At 70.5% G+C, this 20,089-nt stretch carries 24 protein-coding genes; 17 read left to right on the top strand and 7 right to left on the bottom strand.

Translation table 11 applies throughout. From position 1 onward, the window contains the following. The first annotated feature begins 40 nt into the window (after positions 1 to 40). Positions 41 to 1,243, top strand: coding sequence for a helix-turn-helix domain-containing protein (locus ACWCSD_RS00120; RefSeq protein ID WP_449912101.1), 1,203 nt, complete (start codon positions 41 to 43; stop codon positions 1,241 to 1,243). Between the two features lie 64 nt (positions 1,244 to 1,307). Here ACWCSD_RS00120 and ACWCSD_RS00115 read toward each other — a convergent pair whose 3' ends face one another. Beyond that, a complete protein-coding gene (locus tag ACWCSD_RS00115; RefSeq protein ID WP_449912099.1) occupies positions 1,308 to 1,805 on the bottom strand; it encodes an ABC transporter permease in 498 nt (165 codons plus the stop codon). A 380-nt stretch (positions 1,806 to 2,185) separates the two neighbouring features. Between ACWCSD_RS00115 and ACWCSD_RS00110 the strand changes: the two genes are divergently transcribed. Next, positions 2,186 to 2,782: a hypothetical protein gene (locus ACWCSD_RS00110; RefSeq protein WP_449912097.1), complete on the top strand. Its 597-nt coding sequence runs from the start codon at positions 2,186 to 2,188 to the stop codon at positions 2,780 to 2,782. Between the two features lie 90 nt (positions 2,783 to 2,872). Here ACWCSD_RS00110 and ACWCSD_RS00105 read toward each other — a convergent pair whose 3' ends face one another. Both ACWCSD_RS00105 and ACWCSD_RS00100 read right to left on the bottom strand, forming a co-directional pair. Continuing rightward, a complete protein-coding gene (locus ACWCSD_RS00105) occupies positions 2,873 to 3,394 on the bottom strand; it encodes a hypothetical protein (protein WP_449912095.1) in 522 nt (173 codons plus the stop codon). Positions 3,395 to 3,745: 351 nt separating this feature from the next. Beyond that, positions 3,746 to 4,450 carry a VOC family protein gene (locus ACWCSD_RS00100; RefSeq protein ID WP_449912093.1) on the bottom strand — a complete coding sequence of 235 codons (705 nt, stop codon included), beginning with the start codon at positions 4,448 to 4,450 and terminating at the stop codon, positions 3,746 to 3,748. A gap of 277 nt (positions 4,451 to 4,727) precedes the next feature. On the opposite strand from ACWCSD_RS00100, the gene ACWCSD_RS00095 reads away from it, so the two are divergent. Continuing rightward, complete coding sequence (locus ACWCSD_RS00095) at positions 4,728 to 5,483, top strand: hypothetical protein (RefSeq protein WP_449912091.1); 756 nt, start codon at positions 4,728 to 4,730, stop codon at positions 5,481 to 5,483. 14 nt (positions 5,484 to 5,497) lie between these two features. Then, entirely contained in the window at positions 5,498 to 6,076 is a 579-nt protein-coding gene (locus ACWCSD_RS00090) for a hypothetical protein (RefSeq protein WP_449912089.1), read from the top strand. Positions 6,077 to 6,127: 51 nt separating this feature from the next. Here ACWCSD_RS00090 and ACWCSD_RS00085 read toward each other — a convergent pair whose 3' ends face one another. Continuing rightward, a complete protein-coding gene (locus ACWCSD_RS00085) occupies positions 6,128 to 6,313 on the bottom strand; it encodes a hypothetical protein (protein ID WP_449912087.1) in 186 nt (61 codons plus the stop codon). A gap of 274 nt (positions 6,314 to 6,587) precedes the next feature. Between ACWCSD_RS00085 and ACWCSD_RS00080 the strand changes: the two genes are divergently transcribed. After that, entirely contained in the window at positions 6,588 to 6,965 is a 378-nt protein-coding gene (locus tag ACWCSD_RS00080) for a hypothetical protein (protein ID WP_397154378.1), read from the top strand. 237 nt (positions 6,966 to 7,202) lie between these two features. Here the strand turns inward: ACWCSD_RS00080 and ACWCSD_RS00075 are convergent, their stop codons facing one another. Continuing rightward, positions 7,203 to 7,649: a DUF6461 domain-containing protein gene (locus tag ACWCSD_RS00075; protein WP_449912248.1), complete on the bottom strand. Its 447-nt coding sequence runs from the start codon at positions 7,647 to 7,649 to the stop codon at positions 7,203 to 7,205. A 190-nt stretch (positions 7,650 to 7,839) separates the two neighbouring features. On the opposite strand from ACWCSD_RS00075, the gene ACWCSD_RS00070 reads away from it, so the two are divergent. Both ACWCSD_RS00070 and ACWCSD_RS00065 read left to right on the top strand, forming a co-directional pair. After that, positions 7,840 to 10,122: an SCO7613 C-terminal domain-containing membrane protein gene (locus ACWCSD_RS00070; RefSeq protein WP_449912085.1), complete on the top strand. Its 2,283-nt coding sequence runs from the start codon at positions 7,840 to 7,842 to the stop codon at positions 10,120 to 10,122. A gap of 195 nt (positions 10,123 to 10,317) precedes the next feature. Then, complete coding sequence (locus tag ACWCSD_RS00065; protein WP_449912246.1) at positions 10,318 to 10,980, top strand: DUF4097 family beta strand repeat-containing protein; 663 nt, start codon at positions 10,318 to 10,320, stop codon at positions 10,978 to 10,980. A 200-nt stretch (positions 10,981 to 11,180) separates the two neighbouring features. Here the strand turns inward: ACWCSD_RS00065 and ACWCSD_RS00060 are convergent, their stop codons facing one another. Further along, entirely contained in the window at positions 11,181 to 11,525 is a 345-nt protein-coding gene (locus ACWCSD_RS00060) for an ester cyclase (RefSeq protein WP_358289875.1), read from the bottom strand. 1,075 nt (positions 11,526 to 12,600) lie between these two features. Here ACWCSD_RS00060 and ACWCSD_RS00055 point away from each other — a divergent pair. The 10 genes from ACWCSD_RS00055 to ACWCSD_RS00010 all read left to right on the top strand — a co-directional run bounded on the left by ACWCSD_RS00055 (position 12,601) and on the right by ACWCSD_RS00010 (position 18,241). After that, complete coding sequence (locus tag ACWCSD_RS00055; protein WP_449912083.1) at positions 12,601 to 13,155, top strand: hypothetical protein; 555 nt, start codon at positions 12,601 to 12,603, stop codon at positions 13,153 to 13,155. After that, positions 13,152 to 14,522: an SRPBCC family protein gene (locus ACWCSD_RS00050; protein ID WP_449912081.1), complete on the top strand. Its 1,371-nt coding sequence runs from the start codon at positions 13,152 to 13,154 to the stop codon at positions 14,520 to 14,522. Before ACWCSD_RS00055 ends, ACWCSD_RS00050 begins: the two co-directional genes overlap by 4 nt. 56 nt (positions 14,523 to 14,578) lie before the next feature. Beyond that, a complete protein-coding gene (gvpJ, locus tag ACWCSD_RS00045; protein WP_358289862.1) occupies positions 14,579 to 14,998 on the top strand; it encodes a gas vesicle protein GvpJ in 420 nt (139 codons plus the stop codon). A gap of 1 nt (position 14,999) precedes the next feature. Beyond that, the gene (locus ACWCSD_RS00040) at positions 15,000 to 15,803 is read left to right on the top strand and encodes a GvpL/GvpF family gas vesicle protein (protein ID WP_449912080.1); all 804 of its coding nucleotides are present in this window, start codon (positions 15,000 to 15,002) and stop codon (positions 15,801 to 15,803) included. Positions 15,804 to 15,873: 70 nt separating this feature from the next. Beyond that, on the top strand, positions 15,874 to 16,098 hold the full coding sequence (locus tag ACWCSD_RS00035; protein ID WP_397154368.1) for a gas vesicle protein GvpG: 225 nt from the start codon (positions 15,874 to 15,876) through the stop codon (positions 16,096 to 16,098). A gap of 44 nt (positions 16,099 to 16,142) precedes the next feature. Continuing rightward, positions 16,143 to 16,508, top strand: a complete 366-nt coding sequence (locus ACWCSD_RS00030; protein ID WP_449912077.1) for a gas vesicle protein GvpO — start codon at positions 16,143 to 16,145, stop codon at positions 16,506 to 16,508. A gap of 26 nt (positions 16,509 to 16,534) precedes the next feature. Beyond that, on the top strand, positions 16,535 to 16,912 hold the full coding sequence (gene gvpJ / locus ACWCSD_RS00025; protein WP_352355870.1) for a gas vesicle protein GvpJ: 378 nt from the start codon (positions 16,535 to 16,537) through the stop codon (positions 16,910 to 16,912). Beyond that, positions 16,902 to 17,720 carry a GvpL/GvpF family gas vesicle protein gene (locus ACWCSD_RS00020; protein WP_449912075.1) on the top strand — a complete coding sequence of 273 codons (819 nt, stop codon included), beginning with the start codon at positions 16,902 to 16,904 and terminating at the stop codon, positions 17,718 to 17,720. The genes gvpJ (ACWCSD_RS00025) and ACWCSD_RS00020 overlap by 11 nt, the downstream gene beginning before the upstream one ends. Continuing rightward, positions 17,707 to 17,946 carry a gas vesicle protein gene (locus tag ACWCSD_RS00015; protein ID WP_358289850.1) on the top strand — a complete coding sequence of 80 codons (240 nt, stop codon included), beginning with the start codon at positions 17,707 to 17,709 and terminating at the stop codon, positions 17,944 to 17,946. Before ACWCSD_RS00020 ends, ACWCSD_RS00015 begins: the two co-directional genes overlap by 14 nt. Then, entirely contained in the window at positions 17,930 to 18,241 is a 312-nt protein-coding gene (locus ACWCSD_RS00010) for a gas vesicle protein K (protein WP_397154362.1), read from the top strand. Before ACWCSD_RS00015 ends, ACWCSD_RS00010 begins: the two co-directional genes overlap by 17 nt. Before the next feature lie 51 nt (positions 18,242 to 18,292). Here the strand turns inward: ACWCSD_RS00010 and ACWCSD_RS00005 are convergent. Further along, positions 18,293 to 20,089, bottom strand: a 1,797-nt coding sequence (locus ACWCSD_RS00005; RefSeq protein ID WP_449912071.1) for an FtsX-like permease family protein, incomplete at its 5' end; no start/stop codon positions are given.

Genomic DNA, 20,089 nt, shown 5'->3' with positions numbered 1-20,089 from the left:
GGACGTCGGACGACGTCAACCGCTACCCGGGAGTTCGGACATGCTCGAACAACCACTCTTCGGCCGCCGACTGAGGCAACTGAGGACCGAACGCGGCCTGACGCTCGCAGCCCTCGCGGGCGAGGGCATGTCCACCGGATACCTGTCCCGGCTGGAATCAGGGGCGCGTCAGCCCACCGAACGGGCCATCACGCACCTGGCCACCCAGCTCGGCATCAGCCCCGCCGCCCTCACCCAGTCCACCGCCACCTCCCTGGCCGAGAGCCTGACCCTGGCCACCGGCCTGAGCCAGGACGAAGGCGGCCAGACCCTCAGCGACGCCCTGAAAACCTCCCGCGGAGAGGACCCCCTGCTGCGCTGGCAGGCCCTTTGGAAGGTCGCCGAATGGCGTCAGTGGCGTCAGGAGTACGCCGAGCAACGCACCTGCCTCGACGAGCTGGCCACGCTCAGCGCGCAGATCGGGCTGCCCGAGCTGCAGTCCAGGGTGCTGGCCGCACTGTCGCGCTGCATGCGCAGCACCGGGGAGATCGCCGGCGCCGTCGATGCCGCAACACACGCCTACGAGCTGGCCGAACGCGAGGCGCTGCCCGTCCGCGTGCGGGCCTCCACACTGCTGGCCCTGGTGTCGGCGCTGGCCGAGGCCGGGCGGCTTCCCGACGCCGCCCGGCATGCCGACGAACTGCTCACGCTGGCGGACCAGATCTCGGGAGCGCTGCGGGCGCAAGCCGTGTGGACCGTGGCCAACATCCGGGTCCGCCAGGGCGACCTCGACACCGGCGCGGAGCTGATGAACCAGGCCATCGACGGCTTCGACGGCCGGGACGACCTGACGCTCTGGATGCGCCTGCGCCTCGGCGCGGCCCGGCTCGACCTCAGGGCCGATCCGCCCAGAACGGAGTCCGCCCGGCGGCGTGTCACCGAAGTCCAGGCCGCGATGCCGTTCGCGGGCGCCCCCGCCATCGAGCAGCAACTGCTGGCCGTGCGCGCCCGGATCGCCGTCCTCGCCGGCGACCTCGACGAGGCCCGCACGGTCCTCGACCGGCTGACCGGCTTCGACGATCTGCTCACCTACCAGGAGCGGATGCGGCTCGACGTCCTGCGCAACCGCGTCCTGCTCCTGGAGGGCGAGCAGGACGCGGCGCTCGCCGGGCTGCGCAAGCTCGCCGAGCAGGCCCAGCAGAGCGGCAACATGGACCTGGCCGCGGACATCTGGCGACTCGTCGCCGAATCCCTGACCCAGTAGGACGCTGTTCCAGCCCGGGGGGCGGCACGCTGCTCGATTGGAAGATCGACCCGACGTACCGGGGTCAGCTGGAGGCCAGGGCCACTGTGGGAGGCAGGTGGGAGGCCCTGATCGCCGAGCAGATCCCGGCGATCGCGCCGACGGCCGGTGTGGCGGCGAAGGCGCCGGCCGGCACCCACGCGGGCACCGTGGGCGGCCAGCCCTGCCACAGCGCGTACCCGGCGGTCACCAGCCCGCCGAGCGCAGCCCCCGCCACTCCGCCGAGCGCCGACAGCAGCAGCGACTCTGTCAGGCACTGGATTCTGATCTGCCCGCGTGTGGCGCCCAGCGCGCGACGCAGCCCGATCTCCTTGCGGAGCTCCAGCACCGAGATCACCATCGTGTTGGCCACGCCCACGCCGCCGACGAGCAGCGCGACTGCGCCGAGTCCGAGCAGCAGGGTGGTGAAGGTGCCCGCAGCGGCCGCGCGGGCGGCCAGCGCGTCCGACGGGCGGGAGACCGCGAGGTCGTGCGGTCGCTCCGGGCTGACCGTCCGCGCGAGCATGCCTGCGACCTGCTCCACCGATTCCTCGCTCGACCGCTCGTACACGGTGGTGGGGTGACCGTCGAAGCCGAGCCGCGACGGCGATCCGTCCGAGATCGAGCTGTACGAGCATGCTTCAGATCCACAAGTCCGACTGATCAACCGGGCAGTCCGATCGCGAGTTGGCCAGCATTTCCGGCACCTTGGACGCCTACAAGAGCGGACGAAGAACGCGTGACGCCGGAGCATGCTCCGGGATGTACGCGGGATGGACCGACATTGCAGGGCCGAGGGACAACGTCGACCCTTGTATCTTCCATCAGCAGTAAGTGCAGCTCAGAGGTCCTTCGGGCCTCTTCTGCATTTCTGGAGGAGACGAGGGCTGCTTCGCTCCTGTCAGCTTCCACGACAATCATCACGTGATCGATCACTACCGCAATCTTTTCAGCCAACAGCAGTACTTTGAGGAGGCCCTCTGCTGGACCGTCGTGCAATCTCGCGATGAAGAGATCACAGTGGACGATCTCCTGTGGCGGCTGAACGGGGGCCGTGATCCCGAGAAACGCATCATGGAGTACCCCACAGAGGAGGCAGGAGAGGAGGACATGCCCGTGCTCTTCGTCTACCAGGGCGAAGGAGCCTGGGGTTTCCTGGAGTTCTCCCATGGCTTCGCCACGCCCGATCACATCCTCACTGAACTCAGCAAAAAGTCACGCGTGTGGATGACGACCTGGCACTTCAACGGGGGATACACGATTCTCTACGCGGCCGACGGCAAGATCAGGGCATGGATGCGCGACTTCATCTTCGCCGAGCACGCCGTCCAAAAGGGTGATCCGGGCATCCTGGCCGAGTTCCGCGCCATGCTCGACAACCTCGACCCCGAGGACTATCGAGGCAAGCGCAGCGCGGCGTTCGCCTTCATCGAGGCGTCCACTGGCATGGGCATCGAAAGCGAGTGGCTGGATGTGGAAGAGGCGCCCGTCATCGTTCTCGACAACTGGAACGAGGCCTGAAAGGCAGGCTCGACTCCAGCGCTGGTGAGCGTTGAGCCCACGCCTCCGGTGAGGGTACTTCGGCTCCGGGGTGATCAGGTGGCGAGCAGGTCAAACGACCGCACCAGAACCGCCTTGGCGGCCCTCCGTTCGCTGCAGATAGGCCATGGATCTTGGTATGAGAAAGCAGGTTATGGCCGCCAGCACCCACGCGATCCCCAGACCGATACCCATCCATGAGATCACCAGCGGTGTCAGGAAGGATGCATTCGCTTCCGACGGCTCGACCACCCTCGCGCGCATCCATTTGTCCTGCACCCCCAACTGCATGAGGATGCTGGGAACAAGGACCACAAGCCCGATCCCCATCAACACTCGACTGCATGCCCTTAAAATCATTTGCTCCCCGTTCCGGTCAAGAGTCGCATCAGAGTAAGCGCTCCCCATACGTGGCCGATCGTAGGGCGATTGCGGGGTTGTGTGCACTCCAGGCAGACGAACATGTAGAGCGATCCAGCGTCCTGAACTGTCGAAGAGGCATAAAGGGTGGGCGATGAACGCTTTCGATGTGAGCCCACGATTACCGCTCTCGATGTCGAGTTTCCGGCTCGCAATGGTCAGCAGGTGTGCCATCTCGCGATTCGCGCCGGATCCTGGATCCGTCCACCCAGCCTCCGGCCTTGCTCCCTGGAGCAACTGGTCTCGGCATGAGGCGGCGGTCGGCACGCATCTGCGGGGCTGTGTTCGCGGCCGGCCGGCGCCCTCCCGCCTCCGCAGCCGGCGCGCAGGCGGCCGTCGACGTCGGCCCCCCGCCGAGTGCGGCCAGCTGAAGATCAGCCCGGCCCGTACGGGGACGGTTGGGCTCCGCACCACCTGCGGCATCCGGCGCCCCCTTGGCGCAGCACGGTCCGTACGACCGCAAGCCGGCAACTGGCACGAAATGTGCGATACATCGAAAACATGGACCGGACGGGCAGAGCCGCGCTACCGGGGGCTGCGTATGGAGAATTCGTTGCCGTCCGGGTCGAACATCAGGATCTGGCCGCCATCATCCTCACCGGCACGCGTCGCCCCGAGCGAGAGCAGGCGATCGACCTCCGCCTCCCAGTCGGCGTCGGCGGGCGTCACGAGCTCGAAGCACAATCTGTTCGTGCCCGTCTTCGGCGCCACCGGAGGACCACCCCACGTGATCTTCGTGCCGCCGCTCGGCGACTGGATCGCGGTCTCCTGGTCCTGGTCCCAGACCAGTGGCCACCGCAGCGCCTCGCTCCAGAAGTAGCCGACCTCCTGGGTGCCGTCGCAGGCCAGTGCACCAATGACACCGGTGTCGGCAAGGAACTTGTTGCCCGCCTCGATGACGCAGAACTCGTTGCCCTCCGGGTCGGCGAGCACCACATGTCCCTCTTCCGGGAGTTGGCCCACGTCGATGTGCTTCCCGCCGAGTCTCAGTGCTCTGGCCACCGTCTGCTGCTGATCGTCCGGGGAGGTGCTCGTCAGGTCGAAGTGCGCCCGGTTCTGGCCGATCTTCGGTTCCAGGCTCGGCAGGAAGCGGACGCGGAAGCCGGCAGGGTCGGGCGGCAGGATCGCGACGTCGTCGTCAGGGGCGTCGGCCATCTCCCAGCCCAGAACCCCCGACCAGAACCGCGCCAGGTCCGAGGGACGGATCGCATTGAAGCAGATCGCGAACAATTGACTCGTCATACCTCACGCATCCCCGATTCACCAAGATTGCTACAAGTCGGGCTTCGCTGGCACAGCCTAAAGGGCGTCCACGCGACGCCGCACCTGAGTTTCATGGCAGGCGGTCCGGACGGGGACGCGACCGGTACACCGCTTTTCTCCCCGCCCATGGACGAGTCCTGGGCAACGATCGGCAACCCCAGCGGGTCCTGGATCCACACCTACAATGCTCACCACATCGCCTACTTGCGTCCGTTCCCGGGCCTGACCGCGAGGGAGGACAACGATGAGGAAGCAGACCCTTCCCGCGCTCGCCCTCGCCGCCACGGCGGCCCTGTCCGCCTGCGATGGACCCAGCGGCGGCGCGCCCGCGACACAAGCGGGCCCGAAGCAGGGGCAGGCCCCCGGCTCTGAAGCGAAGGGCTCTTTGGATTTGTCGCTGTTACGCGTGGTCGAGGCCGACTTCGACCCGTACAGAACACCGGAGGAACTCGCCGCGGACCGTCCCGTCGTGGCGGCCGGAACAATCGACGGCTGGCAGCAGGGCCCCGTTCTGAAGACTTATCCCGGCGGTCCTCTGGACCATCGCGTCGTCCTGCGGATGCGTGTCACGGAAGCGCTCAAGGGCGTCAAGGGGCGGAAAACGATCCCTGATGGGCTCGTTTACATAGAGCTCAGCCAGGGTGGTGTGGTCAGCGATCCGAAGATCCCGGTCGAGCAGTGTAAGCCGCGCAGATCTGTCGCAGATTTTGAAGAAGCGCTTCCGGTCGGCACCAGGATGCTCGCGTTCCCGCGCGAGCAACCTGGTCAGGAACTGGAGGTGCACGACCCGGGGGAACCTCTTCCGCCGGGTGCCGAGCTGATGCTCGTGCCTCCGCAGGGGCTGATATTCGAAGATCCGCAGCTGGTCGGCCGGCGATCCGGAGGCACGGCTTTGGTAGGGGGCAAGGAACGGCGGAGCGGCGGAGGCGAGGCCTGGTCCAGCGCCAGGGACATGGGTGAGTTGGCCGCCCGCCTGAAGCAGCACGGGATCACCGAATGACTCAAGGTCTCGTGTTGGACGGAATCGTCGCTCGCTACGGCGACATGCTGAGCCACCTCGACACCATCGCCTACACGGTGACGCTTCCCGATTCCGGTGTCCTGTCCATCAACGACGCCGTAGGCCGACTCGGGGCAGACCTCGCCACCCTCCAAGGCCCCGACGAACTGCCGCGCAGCACCGGCTCCATCAGCCTCTACCAGGTCGGCAACGGCATCGTCACGCTGGACTGGGTCAACCCGGGCGGCGACCGCACGGAGATGACCGAGCGACTCGCCGGCCAGGGGTTCCGGCACTGGTACGTGTCCTTCGACATCGAAGGCAACACCAGCATGTACGTCCGCTACGGCCAGGTCGAAGGCTACCTCCATCACCCGGATCCAGACCCTCCGCCTTTCACGAGATGGGCAGACCACCTGGGTCCCTTGAGCCCGTACATCGACCTTCTCGCGAGCGGCTATGACAGCGAGGACGCGGAGGCGAGGGTGGACATCATTGCGGCCTGCCTCGCCGTGGTGGAACTGGAAAGCGGCGTCCGCCTGGACGAGGCACTGATGGACAGCCCCTGCTCGGCACTGCCGATCCCCCTGTGACACAGCTCGCCGCCATGATCGCCACACCCCGCGGAGTGACGAGGGTGGCGATCACTCCGGTGCCGGCTGATCGCGAGGTTCATGCGGGGTCAGCAGCCACCGGGCGAAACAGTTCTCGTCGTCCAGTTGGGTGTGCCAGTGCACCTTGAATGCGAACATCATGCACGCCGTCGTCATCCGAAGGCCTGGATCGCCGTTCGTCCACAGCTGGCCCAGATGCACCCACGGTTCTCGCATCGGCCCATTGTGGATGCAGGTTCAGCGAAAACCGCACGAGAGCTCCCAACCGCCGTGAAGGGTGCCAGCTGACATACGTACGGGAAATGATCTAGGCTGGGCGTCCTTTTGCTGCGATCACATGGCGGCTGTCTTGCTTCCGTTATCGGCGATTCCCCCGCGCTGGGGAGTGCCCCTTTTGACCTTGGCGGCTCTGGCGGCTCCCGCTTCGCGTACCTTGCAGTGGCGCCTTTCTGGCGGGCCGACCTACTCGGCGCACGGCTATGCCTGCCCCTTGAGCGCAGAGCCGTGGAAACCCGGCAAGTTCGATTGGCTGATCGAGATCAACTGGGGGACCATCTCCGCGGAGTTGTCCGGCTGGCCCACCGGCGTGATGGCGCTGGGGCTGTGTGCGACTCTCGCCCTTCGTGGCGGGTGGGGGGCATTCGCCGCATGGGTGACGGTGGCGCTGTTCGTGGTCTTCGCCGGGGTGTTCAGCCTTCCCTACGCCGTTCGGGTCATCTTGGACGATTGCCGGGAAACGCTTGAGTTCGGCGGCTGGGACATCGTCGGGTTCGGGCCGATGCTGCACTATTCGGCGGGCGCGGTGCTGGTCACGTTCTTGGCGCTGGCCCGGCGTGCGGAGACGGGCGGCGGCGTCCCGGGTTCCTGATCGGGAGATCGGCGTCCGCTACGTCGAGGAGGCGCGCAGTCGGTCTCCCATGCGTAATCCGCGGACGTGACCGGTTTCTCCCCCTGGGTGATCACGGGAAGTGTGGCACGTGGATCTGACGTCTCCGCGGGGATCACCGGCGAGCGGTGCGCCGCACGTCGTGGTGCGGTTGACCGTCGTGAAGACCCGAGGAGGGGGACGGGCGCCGGGTGGCCGTCGCCGAAGTCCTCGGCGCGGTCAACCTGCCATGAGGTGATCGGTCGAACCCGTGAGGGCCGGTCGGGCGTAGTGGGCGCGGGACAGGTGTACGCCGGTGGCGCGGGAGGCGAGGGCCAGAGCACCGGGGATGGGGTCTTCGTGGTATCCGTCCCCGTCGTCGTACAGGCCCAGTTCGCGGACATCCGCGAGCAGCCGGTCGGGATCGTCGCCCTCCCGGTAGCGGTAGCCGTACAGGCCGAACGTGGTGATCAGACGGTCGTTCACCCTGTAGGTGAAGTCCGAGTCCTCGACATTGGCGAACACCATGGCCACGGCCGTGCCCAATGACAACGGCTCGGCCAGGTTGCTGACGTACTTGGTGGCCCATCCCGTGTCGGCGAGGACGGTTCCGCCCCGAGCGGCGTAGGCGGCGACGTTGAAGTCGCCATCACTCGGGCCGGAATCCGCTACGACAACCGATGACAGTGATTCGCAAGGACGTCACGGTGCAATATGGGTCATCTCGTCGGGCTCAAACGGAGTGTCGGTGCAGGGAAATATGAAGTGTCCGGACTGCGGGGTGATGTTGTCCGGGGCCGGGCTTCAGGAGCCGGTTTCCAGCTGCCCGGGGTGTGCGCTGCCTCTGCAGGGCCTCGTCGCGCATGAGCTCTGGCAGGTGGATCAGGCTCTCGCCAGCTTGGGGGACCAGCTCGCCGGGCTGCAGGCCCGCCGTACGGAACTGCTCGGAACCTTGCGTGCGGAAGCGGCGAGCGCCGGTGCGGCGGGTCCCCCAGAGGCGGGCGCGTTGCCGCCGTATCCGGGGGTGGCGGCCGGATCCGGGGGTGCGGGCCCCGGCGCGGCGAGGCCGGAGGTCTCCGCGGGTACCGCGAAGAATGTCCTGCTCATCCTCGGTGGCCTGCTGCTGACGGTGGCGGCGGCGGTGTTCACCGTGGTGAGCTGGGGCCAGCTGGGCATAGGCGGGCGCGCAGCCGTGCTGGCCGCGTTCACCGCGCTGGTGATGCTGGCGCCGGTCGTGCTGATCCGGCGCAGGCTCACCGCGACGGCCGAGACCATGGCCGGGTTCGCGGTCGCGTTGCTGCTGCTCGACGGCTACGCGGCCAGGCGGGTGGGACTCCTCGGGGTGGACTCCCTCGACGCGTTGCAGTACACGGCGGGCGTGTTCGGGCTCACCGCGCTGATCCTGGTGGCCTATGCCCGGATCACCCGACTTCGCGGGCCTGCTCCCGTCGCCGTCGTGCTGGCGCAGCCGGTCCTGGCGCTGCTGGTCGGAGACTGGCCGGTGACCTGGCTGGTGGCCGCGCTGGTGACGACGGCGGCGCTGGACGTCGCCCTGGTCCGCCGCGGCCGGGGAGCGGTGCGGGTGACGGCCGCCTCGACCGGCAGCGCGGTCGCGGTCCTCGCCCTGCTGAGCGGCGTGCCGTACGCGCTGGGATCGCCTTCCGTCGGTCAGGCGCTGGTCAGGTCGGTGCCGCTGGTCGCCTTGGTGCTGCTCGGCGGGTGGGTGACCTGGCTGCTGGCCAGGCGGGGCGACGCCGGGAGGGAGATCTGGGGCTCCGCGGTCGCCGTCGGGACCGCGCTCACGCTGATCGCCGTGCCGGCGGCGCTGGCGCAACCGATGCTGGACGGTCCGGGCACGGACTGGCGTCCCCTGGCCTACCTCGTCCCGGCGCTCGGGGTGGTGCTCGCCGCCTGCCGGTTGCCCTGGCGGCGGGTACGGGCGGCGGTCATGGGCACCGGCGGGCTGGTGGCGCTGCTGACCACGCTGACAGTGCTGCCCCAGCTGGTGGTCACTCTGGCGGCGCCGTTCGCCTGGCTGGACGTCCTCTGGACGGGCGCCTGGAACGGGCGGGAGTGGCCGCCGTTCGAGATGGCGTCGCCGGTGGACGTGGTGGTCCTGACCATACCGGCGGCCGCCCTCCTCGCGGCGGCCGGGCGCGGCACTGGTGGGTGGTTGGTCAAGGTGGCGGCGGCCGGGGCGTTGGTGGCCGGGGCGCTCGCGATCGCGGTCGCCCCCCAAGCCTTCGGGATGCCCTACCCGGTCGCGACGGCGGTGCAGGCGGCGTCGGCCGTCGCACTCGCGGTGGCCGCCACCCGCGGCCGGACGCCCTGGTGGGCGGTGGCCTGCGCGCTCGTCGCCGCTCCCGTCTCGGTACGGGCGGCGGCGTACGCGTTCGGCAGCGAGCCCGCGACGCTGATCGTGCTGCCGATCCTGGCGGCGGCGGCCGCCGCGATGGCGCTGTCGGCCAGGCCGAAGGAGCTCCGGCTCTGGGGAGCCGGCTTCGCCGCCCTGTTCCTAGGCCTGGAGGCGGTGGCGGCGGGGCTCTCGCTGGGCGTGCGCCTGCTGGTCGCGGGGAGCATGGGGTTCGCCGTGGCGGGGGTGCTGGTGCTGCTCATGTCGCTGTGGACGGGCCCGGCCGGCCGGAGCGGCGGGACCGGTCTCAGGTACGCCGGCGCCGTCCTGCTGCTGCTGGCGTCGTGGCTGCGGCTGGGGGCGGATGAGGTCACCGTCGTCGAGGCGTACACCGTGCCGTGCTCGCTGGTGCTGCTGGGATCCGGCTGGTGGCGGCGGCGCGGCGCGGCGGTCACGTCGTGGGCCGCCTACGGGGCGGGTCTCTCCTTCACGATGCTGCCCAGCCTGGTGGCGGTGTACTCGGACGCCGAATGGCGGCGGTCGCTGGCGCTCGGCGTGCTGGCGCTGGCGGTGCTGCTCGCCGGGGTCCGGTCCAAGCTCCAGGCGCCCACGTCGATCGGCGCGGTCGTGGTCGCCGGGGTCGTGGTGCGGGAACTGGCCCCGTACGTGTCGGAGCTGTTCCTCGCGGTGCCGCGCTGGGTGCCGATCGCCGTGGGCGGCCTGCTGCTCGTGGTGGTCGGGGCGACGTACGAGGCCCGCATGCGCGACCTGCGCCGGCTGCGCGACACCCTCGCGACGATGGGCTGAGGCCGCAGGGCGGCGGGGCTGTCCGCGTCCTGCCGGATGTCAGCGGCCATGTCAGGGCGGTGACGGCGCGGTATCAGAGCGGCCCGCGATGGTTGACCCATGAACGGTTCAGCGATGCGGCCCCAGGGCCGCGAAGCGGGCCAAGTGCCCGTCCCTCCAGGGGCGGGCGTCGGAGACCACCACTCGCAGGAGAGCATCATGCAGTTCACCACCCCCGCCCCCGTCCGCGTCGTCCTCGACATCCCCGCCGGACGCGTGCAGTTCGTGGCGGACGACCGGAGCGACACCACGGTCGAGGTCCGGCCCGCCAACGCCTCGAAGAGCCGCGACGTGCAGGCGGCGGAGCAGACCACGGTCGACTACGCCGACGGCGTCCTGCGGATCGCGACCACGGCGAAGACCCAGATCCTCGGCCCGTCCGGGTCGATCGAGGTGACGGTCCAGCTGCCCGCCGGCTCCCGCGTCGAGGCCAAGGCGGCCAGCGCCGAGCTGCGGACCACCGGACGCCTCGGCGACGTCGCCTTCGAAGGCGCGTACAGCCGGATCGAGATCGAGGAGGCCGCGAGCCTCCGCCTCACGGCGGTCGACGGCGACGTCGAGGTCGGCCGGCTGGGCGGGCCCGCGGAGATCAGCACCGCACGCGGGGACATCCGGATCGCCGAGGCCGCGGGCGGCAAGGTCGTGCTCAGCACCCAGTCCGGCGACATCTCGATCACCGCCGCCACCGGCGTCTCGGCGGCCCTGGACGCCGGCACCAGCCACGGCCGCGTCACCAACGCACTCAAGAACGACGGCACCGTCGAGCTCGACATCCACGCCACCACCTCCAACGGCGACATCACCGCCCGCAGCCTGTGACCCCCGGCTTCCGACGAGAGGGCGGGCCAACCCGCCGGAACCGCCCTCAGGAAGAAGCCGCAGGTCAGAGCGCTCATCCGGCGGGACTGTGAAACTGTCGGCCAAGCCCGCGCGAGCTCGGGACCTTGCGCAGGCCGCCGGTTCCAACAGCAGGTCAGAGGCCCTTCGGGGCCTCTTCTGCGTTGCGGGGAAGGCCGGGCTCAGGAGTCGCGTCGCAGCGAGGACAGGCCCCACAGTTCGGCGATCCGTCCGTCGCGCACCCGCAACATCTCCAGCATGGTCGGTGGCTCCCGGTCGGGAATGCCGTGCACGCTCGTGCGGACGGCGACCGTGTCCCCCTCGACGATCAGGTCCTCGACGACCACCTGGACCTCGGGGAACGCCTCGTGGAACCGTCGCCACGCCTGGGAGACGCTGTCGGGGCCGGTCGTGCCCAGGGGGTGGCTGTGGAAGTCCGCCGCGAAGATCTCCGTCGTGGCGGCGTGGTCGCGGGCGTTGAAGGCGGCGTACATGCGGTGGGCCGCGGCCCGTGCGTCCTCGGTCATCGGCTCTCCCGTTCGGTCATGTTCGCGCGGACGCGGCGCAGGGCGTCCAGGACGAGGTCCCGCTGGTGCGGCGGGACGCCGTCGAGGAGCCGCTCCTGGTACGCCTGGTGCGAGCGGTCGAGGTCGGCCGCGCATCGTTCGCCGGCGGGGGTGAGCGCGGACAGCGTGTAGCGGTTGTCCGCCGGGTCCAGGCGGCGGCTGACCAGCCCTTCGGCCTCGAATTGACAAGCTCAAGAGTCAGCGGAAGATCGTATGGCACACGCGCGCCCGCAACCCCTCGAACCTGGCGCACGGCGAGTGGTGGTGCCTCCGCCTCTTCGCGTGCTGCGGCTTCCTCGCCGTGTGCTTCGCCGTGTGTTTCGCTGTGTGTTTCGCCGCCGTCTTCGGCCGTGTGACGACCGGGTGGGCCGGTTGGGCGGCCGGTGGCCGGGAAGGCGCGGACGGAGCCGCCTGCGGGACGGCCGCCCTCGCGACGCCCGCCGGCCCGCGCCCCTGAGCTTCCTCCTGCAGCCCACGGCTGACCGTGAATCCGACGAACACGCCCGTCCCGAGCGAGAGGGCGACCGCGATGACGACGAAGACGTGGCCGAAACGCCTCCGAGGGGCGAGCGGCGATCCCCGGAAGAGCGCGGACGGCGGAAGGACGCCCTTGCCGCGCGCCGCGGACCGGGATGGGGCCGGACGGATGAACACGGAAGATGGCAGGTCGTTCATGGTCGCCTCCGAGATCACGCTCAGACGGTTGCCGTCTGGCCCGTATGACGCTCGACGCAAGCACTCCGGTTCGGGAGTTGGCGGATCCTTGGGCAGGTCGGGCCCAGGTCCTGACGCTTCCGCTCGCCTGAGCCCGTGGGCAGGCGAGGCTAAACACGCCCTGATGGGTCGGCTTGGATTCGCGCCCACACACCAACTCCCTGTCCCGTTTTTCGCCAATTGGGTGCTTTGTCGGTTTTCCGGGTAGGTCAAGCCGCGGCGAGCAGGCGTCGGCGTGTTCGGGGTCTGTCCGCGCGCACTGGACCGCGCACTGGACTCCGGTGCGGGTCGAGATGGTGAGCGAGCGGAAGGAGAGCTGACCATGTCGAGCAGATTGCAGATGGCCTTTGCCGTACTCGCCGGGTACTACCTCGGCAGGCGCCACAAGTTGCGCACGGCCGCGGCACTGGCGGCGGCCGGGCTGGCGGGACGCGCCAGCTGCGGCCAGGGTGGGGCTGGTGGCCTGCTGGCGCAGGGCGTCAAGACCCTCGGCTCCAATCCCGAGATTCAGCGGATGACCGGCCGCCTTCGCGGCGAACTCATGGAAGTCGGCAAGGCGGCGGTGATCTCCGCGGCCACCAAGCAGATCGACTCCCTGACCCACAAGCTCCAGGAGCGTGGGGAGAAGTCCGGGACCGCGCAGGAAGAAGAAGCCGAGCCGCAGCCCACGAAGCGGCAGGCGCCCAGGGACGAGGAAGCCGACTACGGCGAGGAGGAGTACGACGAAAACGATCGCTACCAGGAGGACGAGGACGAAGAGGAACCCGAGGCGCCGGAGCAGGCCAGACGCAGGCCCGAGGGTCAAGAGGGTCATGAGGGTCACAGAGGGCAGCGGCGGACACGTCCTGTCCGGCGGGTCGGCCAGTCACGGAGGTGAGTGCGGTGGCTGATGCAGCGAAGAGGACGGCGACCGGAAGCGGCGGGGAAGCCCTGGGCAAGGCCGCCGGAACGGCCCGTCGAGCCGGTCAGGCCGCGACGGGCACGGTCGAGGACGTCACCGGCAAGGCAGGGGACGTCACCGGAAAGGCAGGGGACGTCGCGGGGAAGGCCGGGGAGGCCGGCCAGGGCATCGCCGACAACCTGCCGATGGACCGGCTCGTGCAGTCCGCGCAGGGACTCCTGCAGGCGGCGGGCACGCGCGTGTTGTCCTCCGCCGGGGACAAGCTCGACGGACTGACCGGCCGGCTCACCGATTACGTCGAACACGGCGGAAAGGGCTTGATGAGCGCGGTCACGGGCTCGGACAAGCCCGGCTTCATGAGCGGAGCGCTGAAAGGCGGTCTCACAGGAGGTCTGAAGGGAGGCATCAAGGGAGGCCTCAAGGGAGGACTCAAAGGCATCTGGCAGAAGATCACCGGCCGTGGCGGCGGGAAAGCCGGCCACGCGAAGATCACCAACATCGTCGAGTCGATCGACGTCGGTGCGCCCCGGCGCCTGGTGTACGACCAGTGGACCCAGTTCCAGGACTTCCCGACCTTCATGAAGAAGGTCGAGACCATCAACCAGGAGTCCGACGAGGAGGTGTCCTGGAAGGCCCAGGTCTTCTGGTCGCACCGGACCTGGAAGGCGCACATCATCGAGCAGATCCCCGACCAGCGGATCATCTGGCGGTCCGAGGGAGCGAAGGGGTATGTCGACGGAGCGGTGACCTTCCATGAGGTCTCGCCTGACCTGACCCGGGTCCTGGTCGTGCTGGAGTACCACCCGCAGGGCCTGTTCGAGCGCACCGGCAACCTGTGGCGCGCCCAGGGCCGGCGCGTACGCCTGGAGCTCAAGCACTTCAGACGGCACGTGATGGCGCACCTGCTGCTGAAGCCCGACGAGCTGGAGGGCTGGCGCGGCGAGATCCGCGACAGTCAGGTCGTCAAGGATCACGAGACCGCCGTCCAGGAGGAGCGGGAGCAGCAGGAAGCCGAGGAGCAGCAGCCCGAGGAGGGCGAGCGGGCGGAAGCCGAAGAGCCCGAGGAGGGCGAGCGGGCGGAAGCCGAAGAGCCCGAGGAGGAGTACGAGGAGGAGCCCGAGGAGGAGGAAGAGGAAGAAGAGGAGGAAGAGGAGGAGCCCGAGGAAGAAGAAGGGGAGTTCGAGGAGGAAGAGGGAGAGTTCGAGGAGCCCGAAGAGGAAGAAGAAGAGGAAGAGGAGCGTCCCGCGGCTCCGGCCGTGGCGCGGCGTCGCGCCGGAGCGCCCACCCGCCGGTCCGCCGAGCAGGATCGCCCGGTACGCCGGCGCCGGATCCGAGCCGAGTAGCCACTCGTCAGGGCCTGTCGCCGAGGGCCCGGCCACCCAGAACCAGGGGGAACGACATGACCGTTCAGCCTGCCGGTCGCGGTACACCGGCCAGCAGCGGCACCGCGGGGACAAGTCTGGCGGACGTCATCGACACCATCCTCGACAAGGGCCTCGTCATCGACGCCTTCGTCCGGGTCTCGCTCGTCGGCATCGAGGTGCTGACGATCGACACCCGGATCGTCGTGGCCAGCGTGGACACCTACCTGCGCTTCGCGGAGGCGGCCAACCGCCTCGACCTGTCGGCCACCGAGAAGGGTCTGCCGGAGGTCGTCGAGGGCGTGACGGCGGCCAGGGCCGTCGGCCAGGCGAGCCAGCCTGACGCCGGGGAGCTGGAGGCCGCCTCCGACGAGCCCGACGAGTTGCAGGAGCTCACGGGTGAGGTCGTGGACCGCGAGGAAGAGCCGCGCCGGGCACGTCGTAGAGAGGATGACTGAGATGTCGCCACACAGAGAGGCCGCGGAGGCCGCCGGGTCCGAGGACAGGGCGCAGGCGAGCATGAACGGCTACGCGTCCTACGTGTACGGGATCGTACCGATGGACGTCGAGGTGGAGCCCGGGACCAAGGGGGTGGGGGATCCCGGCGGGGACGTGCGGCTGGTGCCGTTCGGCCAGGTCGCCGCTCTGGTGAGCGACGTCGAGCCGGACCGCCCGCTCGGCCGCCCGCGCGACCTTCAGGCGCACCAGCGGCTGCTCGACCAGACCGCGGCGGAGGTGCCGGTGCTGCCGTTCCGCTTCGGGGCGGTGCTGACGAACTCCGAGGCCGTGCTGGAGGAGCTGCTGAAGCCTTACCACGACCAGTTCGCCGACGCCCTTCAGGAGGTGGAGGGCCGGACGCAGTACGTCGTCAACGGCCGGTACGACGAGCGGGCGATCCTGACCGAGATCCTGCGCGAGAACGGCGAGGCCGAGAGCCTCCGGCAGCAGATCACCGGCCGCTCGGAGGACGCGACGCGCAACGAGCGCATGCGGCTCGGCGAGATCATCGAGGGCACGATCGCGGACAAGCGCGAGGCCGACACCGCGACGGTGGTGGACGAGCTCTCCGACGTCTGCGAACAGCTGGCCGTGCGCGAGCCCTCCCACGAACGGGACGCCGCGCACGTGGCCGCGCTGGTGGCGAACGACCGGCGGGCCGAGTTCGAACAGGCCGTGGACGAGCTGGCCCGCCGCTGGTCGGGACGCGTCGAGCTGCGGCTGCTGGGCCCGATGGCGCCGTACGACTTCGTCGGCACGAGCTGACCGTACGGCTTCGTCGGCACGAGCTGACCGCGCCGGCACGGACGCGGGCACCCGGGAGGAGTGAACATCCTTGGGACTGGGGACGTTGCTTTTTGGCTGGCCACTCATGCCGCTCTACGCGGTCGTCAAGCTCGGCGAGCTCATGCGCGACCAGGTCGAGCGCGAGCTGCACGACCCGGCCGTGGTCCGGCGCCGTCTGGAGGCGGTGGAGCAGGCCAGGGCCGACGGCCGGATCTCCGCGGAGGAGGAGGACCGGGCGGTGGAGGAGATCTTGCGGGGGATGGTCGGCTGGTGAGGCGCTAGCGGGGGGCCGCACCAGGGGAGTACGGGGGTGATGTGGTGCCTGCCAGGCAGGAGACCGAGCACAAGCGCGTGCCGGGGACGACAGGGCATGCGGAAACCGGCGGCGAGGGGCCGCCTCGCACGCGTGCGGCGGACATGCCGGCCGCCGAGGTGGCCGGGGTCGGGTTGCGGATGATGACCGAGCTGACCGGCAAGGAGGCCGAGAGCGTCACGCGGGTCGAGCCGGCCGAGGACGGATGGCTGGTCGGCGTGGAGATCGTGGAGGACCGCCGGATCCCGTCCTCCGGTGACACCCTGGCCCTGTACGAGCTCGAACTCGACATGTCGGGCGGCCTCCTGTCCTACCGACGGGTGCGCCGGTACAAGCGCGGCAGCGGCGACCTCGCCGAGGGCTCGCGGTGAGCGCCAACGTGCGGTCGAGCCCGTACATGCCCGGGGCGTCGTACCAGCCGGCCTCCGGCGGCCGCGAGTCGGCCAACCTCGGCGACATCCTGGAACGGGTGCTCGACCGGGGCGTGGTGATCGCCGGCGACATCCAGGTGAACCTGCTCGACATCGAGCTGCTGACGATCAAGCTGCGCCTGCTCATCGCCTCGGTCGACACGGCCCGCGAGATGGGCATCGACTGGTGGGAGCACGACCCGTGGCTCACCGGCGACACCCAGGAGCTGGCGAAGGAGAACCGCAAGCTGCGCCGCCGTCTCGCGGCCCTTGAGGAGATGGTGTCCGCCCGGGTGGTGGAAGGCGGCGCCGCGACCGGGCACGCGCCCGGCCACGTGCCTGAGGCGGTCGAGCGTGGCCACTGACCAGGGCGTCTACCTTTACGCGGTCACCCGCGACGAGGGCGAGGGGCCTGACGGCCTGGCGGGGGTGGCGGGCGCGCCCGTGCGCTGTCTCGCGCACCGGGGTCTGGCCGCGTTCCTCAGCACGGTCTCGCTGGCGGAGTTCGGCGAGGAGGCGCTGCGCCGCTCGATGGAGGACCTCGCCTGGCTGGAGGAGACCGCGCGCGCCCACCACCGGGTGGTGGAGGCCGTCGCCGCTCTCAGGCCCACGGCGCCGGTGCGGCTGGTCACCGTCTACACGGGAGAGGCGCAGGTCCGGGAGCTGCTCGACGAGCGGCACGAACAGTTCGACGCGGTGCTGGCGCGGGTGGCCGGCCGGCGGGAGTGGGGCGTCAAGGCGTACGCCGTTCCCGGCGGCGCGGAGCCCGCGGCCGACCCACAAGGCGCGACTCAGGGCGCGACGCAGGGCGCGACGCCGGGCGCGACGCCGGGAGCGGCCTACCTGAACCGCCGCCGGGCCGCCCTGCGCAGCCGGGAGGCCGACTGGCGCCGGGCCGCCGAGCACGCCCGGGCCGTGCACGAGGCGCTGATGGACGTCGCCGTCGTCGGCAGATGCCACCGGGCCCAGGACCCGCAGCTGTCCGGACGGCGGGAGCAGATGGTCCTCAACGGCGCCTACCTGGTGGACGACGCACGCGCCGCCGAGTTCGCGCGGGTGATCGAGGACGTCGCCGATCGAGGGGTCACCGTGGAGCTCGTCGGCCCGTGGGCGCCCTACTCCTTCGCCGCCCTCGACCAGGACGGTGAGGCGGCCCGCGGTGACGCCTCCTGAGCCGAGAGGAGCCCGGCTCGCAGCCCAGGGCCGCCTGCCCGACCAGCGGGTGGCGCTCGTCGACCTGCTCGACCGCCTGCTGGCGGGCGGGGCGGTGGTGACCGGCGACCTCGTGCTGTCCATCTCCGGCATCGACCTGGTACGCATCTCGCTGCGGGCCCTGCTGGTCAGCGTGCGCGAGGGCGACGCGGTCGAAGGAGGGATGCGACATGACGAGCCAGACTGACGGGCGGGTGGCCAGACCCGGCGAGTGGCGGCTGGAGACGGACGCCGACTCGGTGCAGCACGACCTGAGCCGTCTGGTGCTGACGCTGGTCGAGCTGATCCGCCAGCTGGTGGAACGCCAGTGCGTCCGGCGGATGGACAACGGCGACCTGACCGGGGAGCAGCTGGAGGCGGTGGGGCTGACCCTCATGCGGCTGGAGGAGGCCATGGCCGAGTTGTGCGACCGGTTCGGGCTGACGCCCGCCGACCTCAACCTCGACCTCGGCCCCCTCGGCACCCTGCTCCCGACGGACTGACCGCCTCGGGCTTCGTGGGCACTCCGCGCACCCGGCGGACTGACCGTCCGCTCACGCGGCCGAGCGCATCGTGAGCCGGGCGGGCAGGACGGTGGCCGCCAGGGCCAGCACGGCCGCCGCCCCGACCACCGCCGCGTACGTCCCCACCGGCACGTACGGCACCGCGGACCCGGTCATCCCCGCCCCGAACGCGGCCAGCGTCACCAGCGCGGCCCCGGTGCCGAGCACGACGGCGGTGACCACCGCGCCCAGCGTCTCCAGCCGCAGCATGAGCAGCACCTGCCGCCGCGTCGTGCCGGCCAGGCGCAGCGCGCGCATCTCGCCCGAGCGGGCCGAGGTGGCCATGGCCAGCGTGTTCACCACGGCGATCGCGGTGAAGGCGATGATCAGGCCCAGCGCCACGAACGTGGCCTGCGGATTCGACGCGCTCACCTCGGCGGCCCGCGCCCGGTCCAGCACCGACGCCCCGGGCAGCGCCCCGGCCAGGGCGTCCACGGTCAGCGCGGGCGCCTTGACCAGCAGGGACGCCGCGGGCTCGTCCACGTGGCCTGCCACCAGGTCGTACGGCAACGTCAGGTCGCCGAAGCCCAGCCCGCGGGTGTACACCGCGCTGACCGTCACCGTCGCGGGGGTGCCGTCGCCCAGCGTCAGCTTCAGCGGGTCGCCCACCCAGACGCCCAGCCGCTCGGCGGCGGTCGAGCTGACGGCCACGTCCTTCATCGAGCCGGCGACGATGCCCAGGTCCATCGTGCGGTCGTCGTAGGTGACCGCCTGCGCGCCGTACTTGTCCAGGCCGGACCGGACGGTCGTGCGCAGCACCCGGGTGACGGCCTCGACGCCGGGAACCCTGGCCGCCTCGGCGGCGGAGACGCCGGTCACGACGTACTCGGCGCGGGTGCCCGCGTCGGCCTGCTCCTGCGCGGCGTGGCCCATCGTGGTCTGGACGAAGAGGATCGTGCAGGTCATCGCGATCATCAGGGTCAGCGGGGACAACACCGAGGCCAGCGACCCCGAGTTGGCGCGCAGGTTGCGCGCGGCCAGGAAGCCGCCCACGCGGGAGGCCCGCAGCGGGACCGACAACACCGCCGCGGCCACCCGTGCGACCAGCGGGCCGAGCAGCGTCAGCGCGATCGTCCAGACCAGCGCGGTCAGCATCGTCACGGGCGTGGCCGCCGCCTCGGTGCGCAGGCTCGACAGGACCACCGTCAGCGTCACCGCGCCGGCCAGGGCCAGCGGCCCGGCCACCAGCCGCCACCGGGCCACCCTGCCGCTGTCCAGGACCGCCTCGCCCAGGGCCTCCACCGGCCGGATCCTGGTCAGCCGGCGGGCCGACACGCGGGCCGCGACCCAGGCGGCGCCGACCGTGGCCAGCAGCGCGGCCAGCGGCGGGAACGGGCTGACCACCAGGCCGAGGTTGGCGGGGACCGTCCCGAGCGAGACGAACTGGGCGCGCAGCCAGAACCCGACCCCGATGCCCGCCGCCGCGCCCAGCACCCCGGCCGCCCCGGCGACCAGCAGCGCCTCGCCGCCCACCAGCTTGCGCACCTGCCGGGGAGTGGCCGCCACGGCGCGCAGCAGGGCCAGCTCGCGCTGCCGCTGCTGGATGGACAGCGCGAACGTGCCCATCACGACCAGGATCGCGACCAGCAGCGACGTGCCGGCCAGCGCGCCGCCCATGCTGATCAGCTTGACCCGCGCCTGCTCGGCGTCCAGGAACTCCAGCCTGCCGCGCTCGTCGCCCGTGTAGACCACCGCGCCCTCGGGCGCCCGGTCCAGGCCGGGGAACACGCCGACCGCGCTGACCCTGCCGGGGTGACCGGCCAGGCGGCGGGCCTCGGCGGTGCTGAA

The organism is Nonomuraea sp. NPDC001684, assembly GCF_053596515.1.
This window is presented reverse-complemented; position numbering and strand designations above follow the sequence as displayed.

What these genes read in the sequence shown, in the direction of transcription:
- ACWCSD_RS00055 (WP_449912083.1), top strand. Translation starts at nt 12,601, where the DNA reads ATGTCGAGCAGATTGCAGATGGCCTTTGCCGTACTCGCCGGGTACTAC.
- ACWCSD_RS00085 (WP_449912087.1), bottom strand. Translation starts at nt 6,313, where the DNA reads ATGCGAGAACCGTGGGTGCATCTGGGCCAGCTGTGGACGAACGGCGAT.
- ACWCSD_RS00120 (WP_449912101.1), top strand. Translation starts at nt 41, where the DNA reads ATGCTCGAACAACCACTCTTCGGCCGCCGACTGAGGCAACTGAGGACC.
- ACWCSD_RS00010 (WP_397154362.1), top strand. Translation starts at nt 17,930, where the DNA reads ATGACGAGCCAGACTGACGGGCGGGTGGCCAGACCCGGCGAGTGGCGG.
- ACWCSD_RS00060 (WP_358289875.1), bottom strand. Translation starts at nt 11,525, where the DNA reads ATGACCGAGGACGCACGGGCCGCGGCCCACCGCATGTACGCCGCCTTC.
- gvpJ (WP_358289862.1), top strand. Translation starts at nt 14,579, where the DNA reads ATGACCGTTCAGCCTGCCGGTCGCGGTACACCGGCCAGCAGCGGCACC.
- ACWCSD_RS00040 (WP_449912080.1), top strand. Translation starts at nt 15,000, where the DNA reads ATGTCGCCACACAGAGAGGCCGCGGAGGCCGCCGGGTCCGAGGACAGG.
- ACWCSD_RS00095 (WP_449912091.1), top strand. Translation starts at nt 4,728, where the DNA reads ATGAGGAAGCAGACCCTTCCCGCGCTCGCCCTCGCCGCCACGGCGGCC.
- ACWCSD_RS00105 (WP_449912095.1), bottom strand. Translation starts at nt 3,394, where the DNA reads ATGGCACACCTGCTGACCATTGCGAGCCGGAAACTCGACATCGAGAGC.
- gvpJ (WP_352355870.1), top strand. Translation starts at nt 16,535, where the DNA reads ATGCCCGGGGCGTCGTACCAGCCGGCCTCCGGCGGCCGCGAGTCGGCC.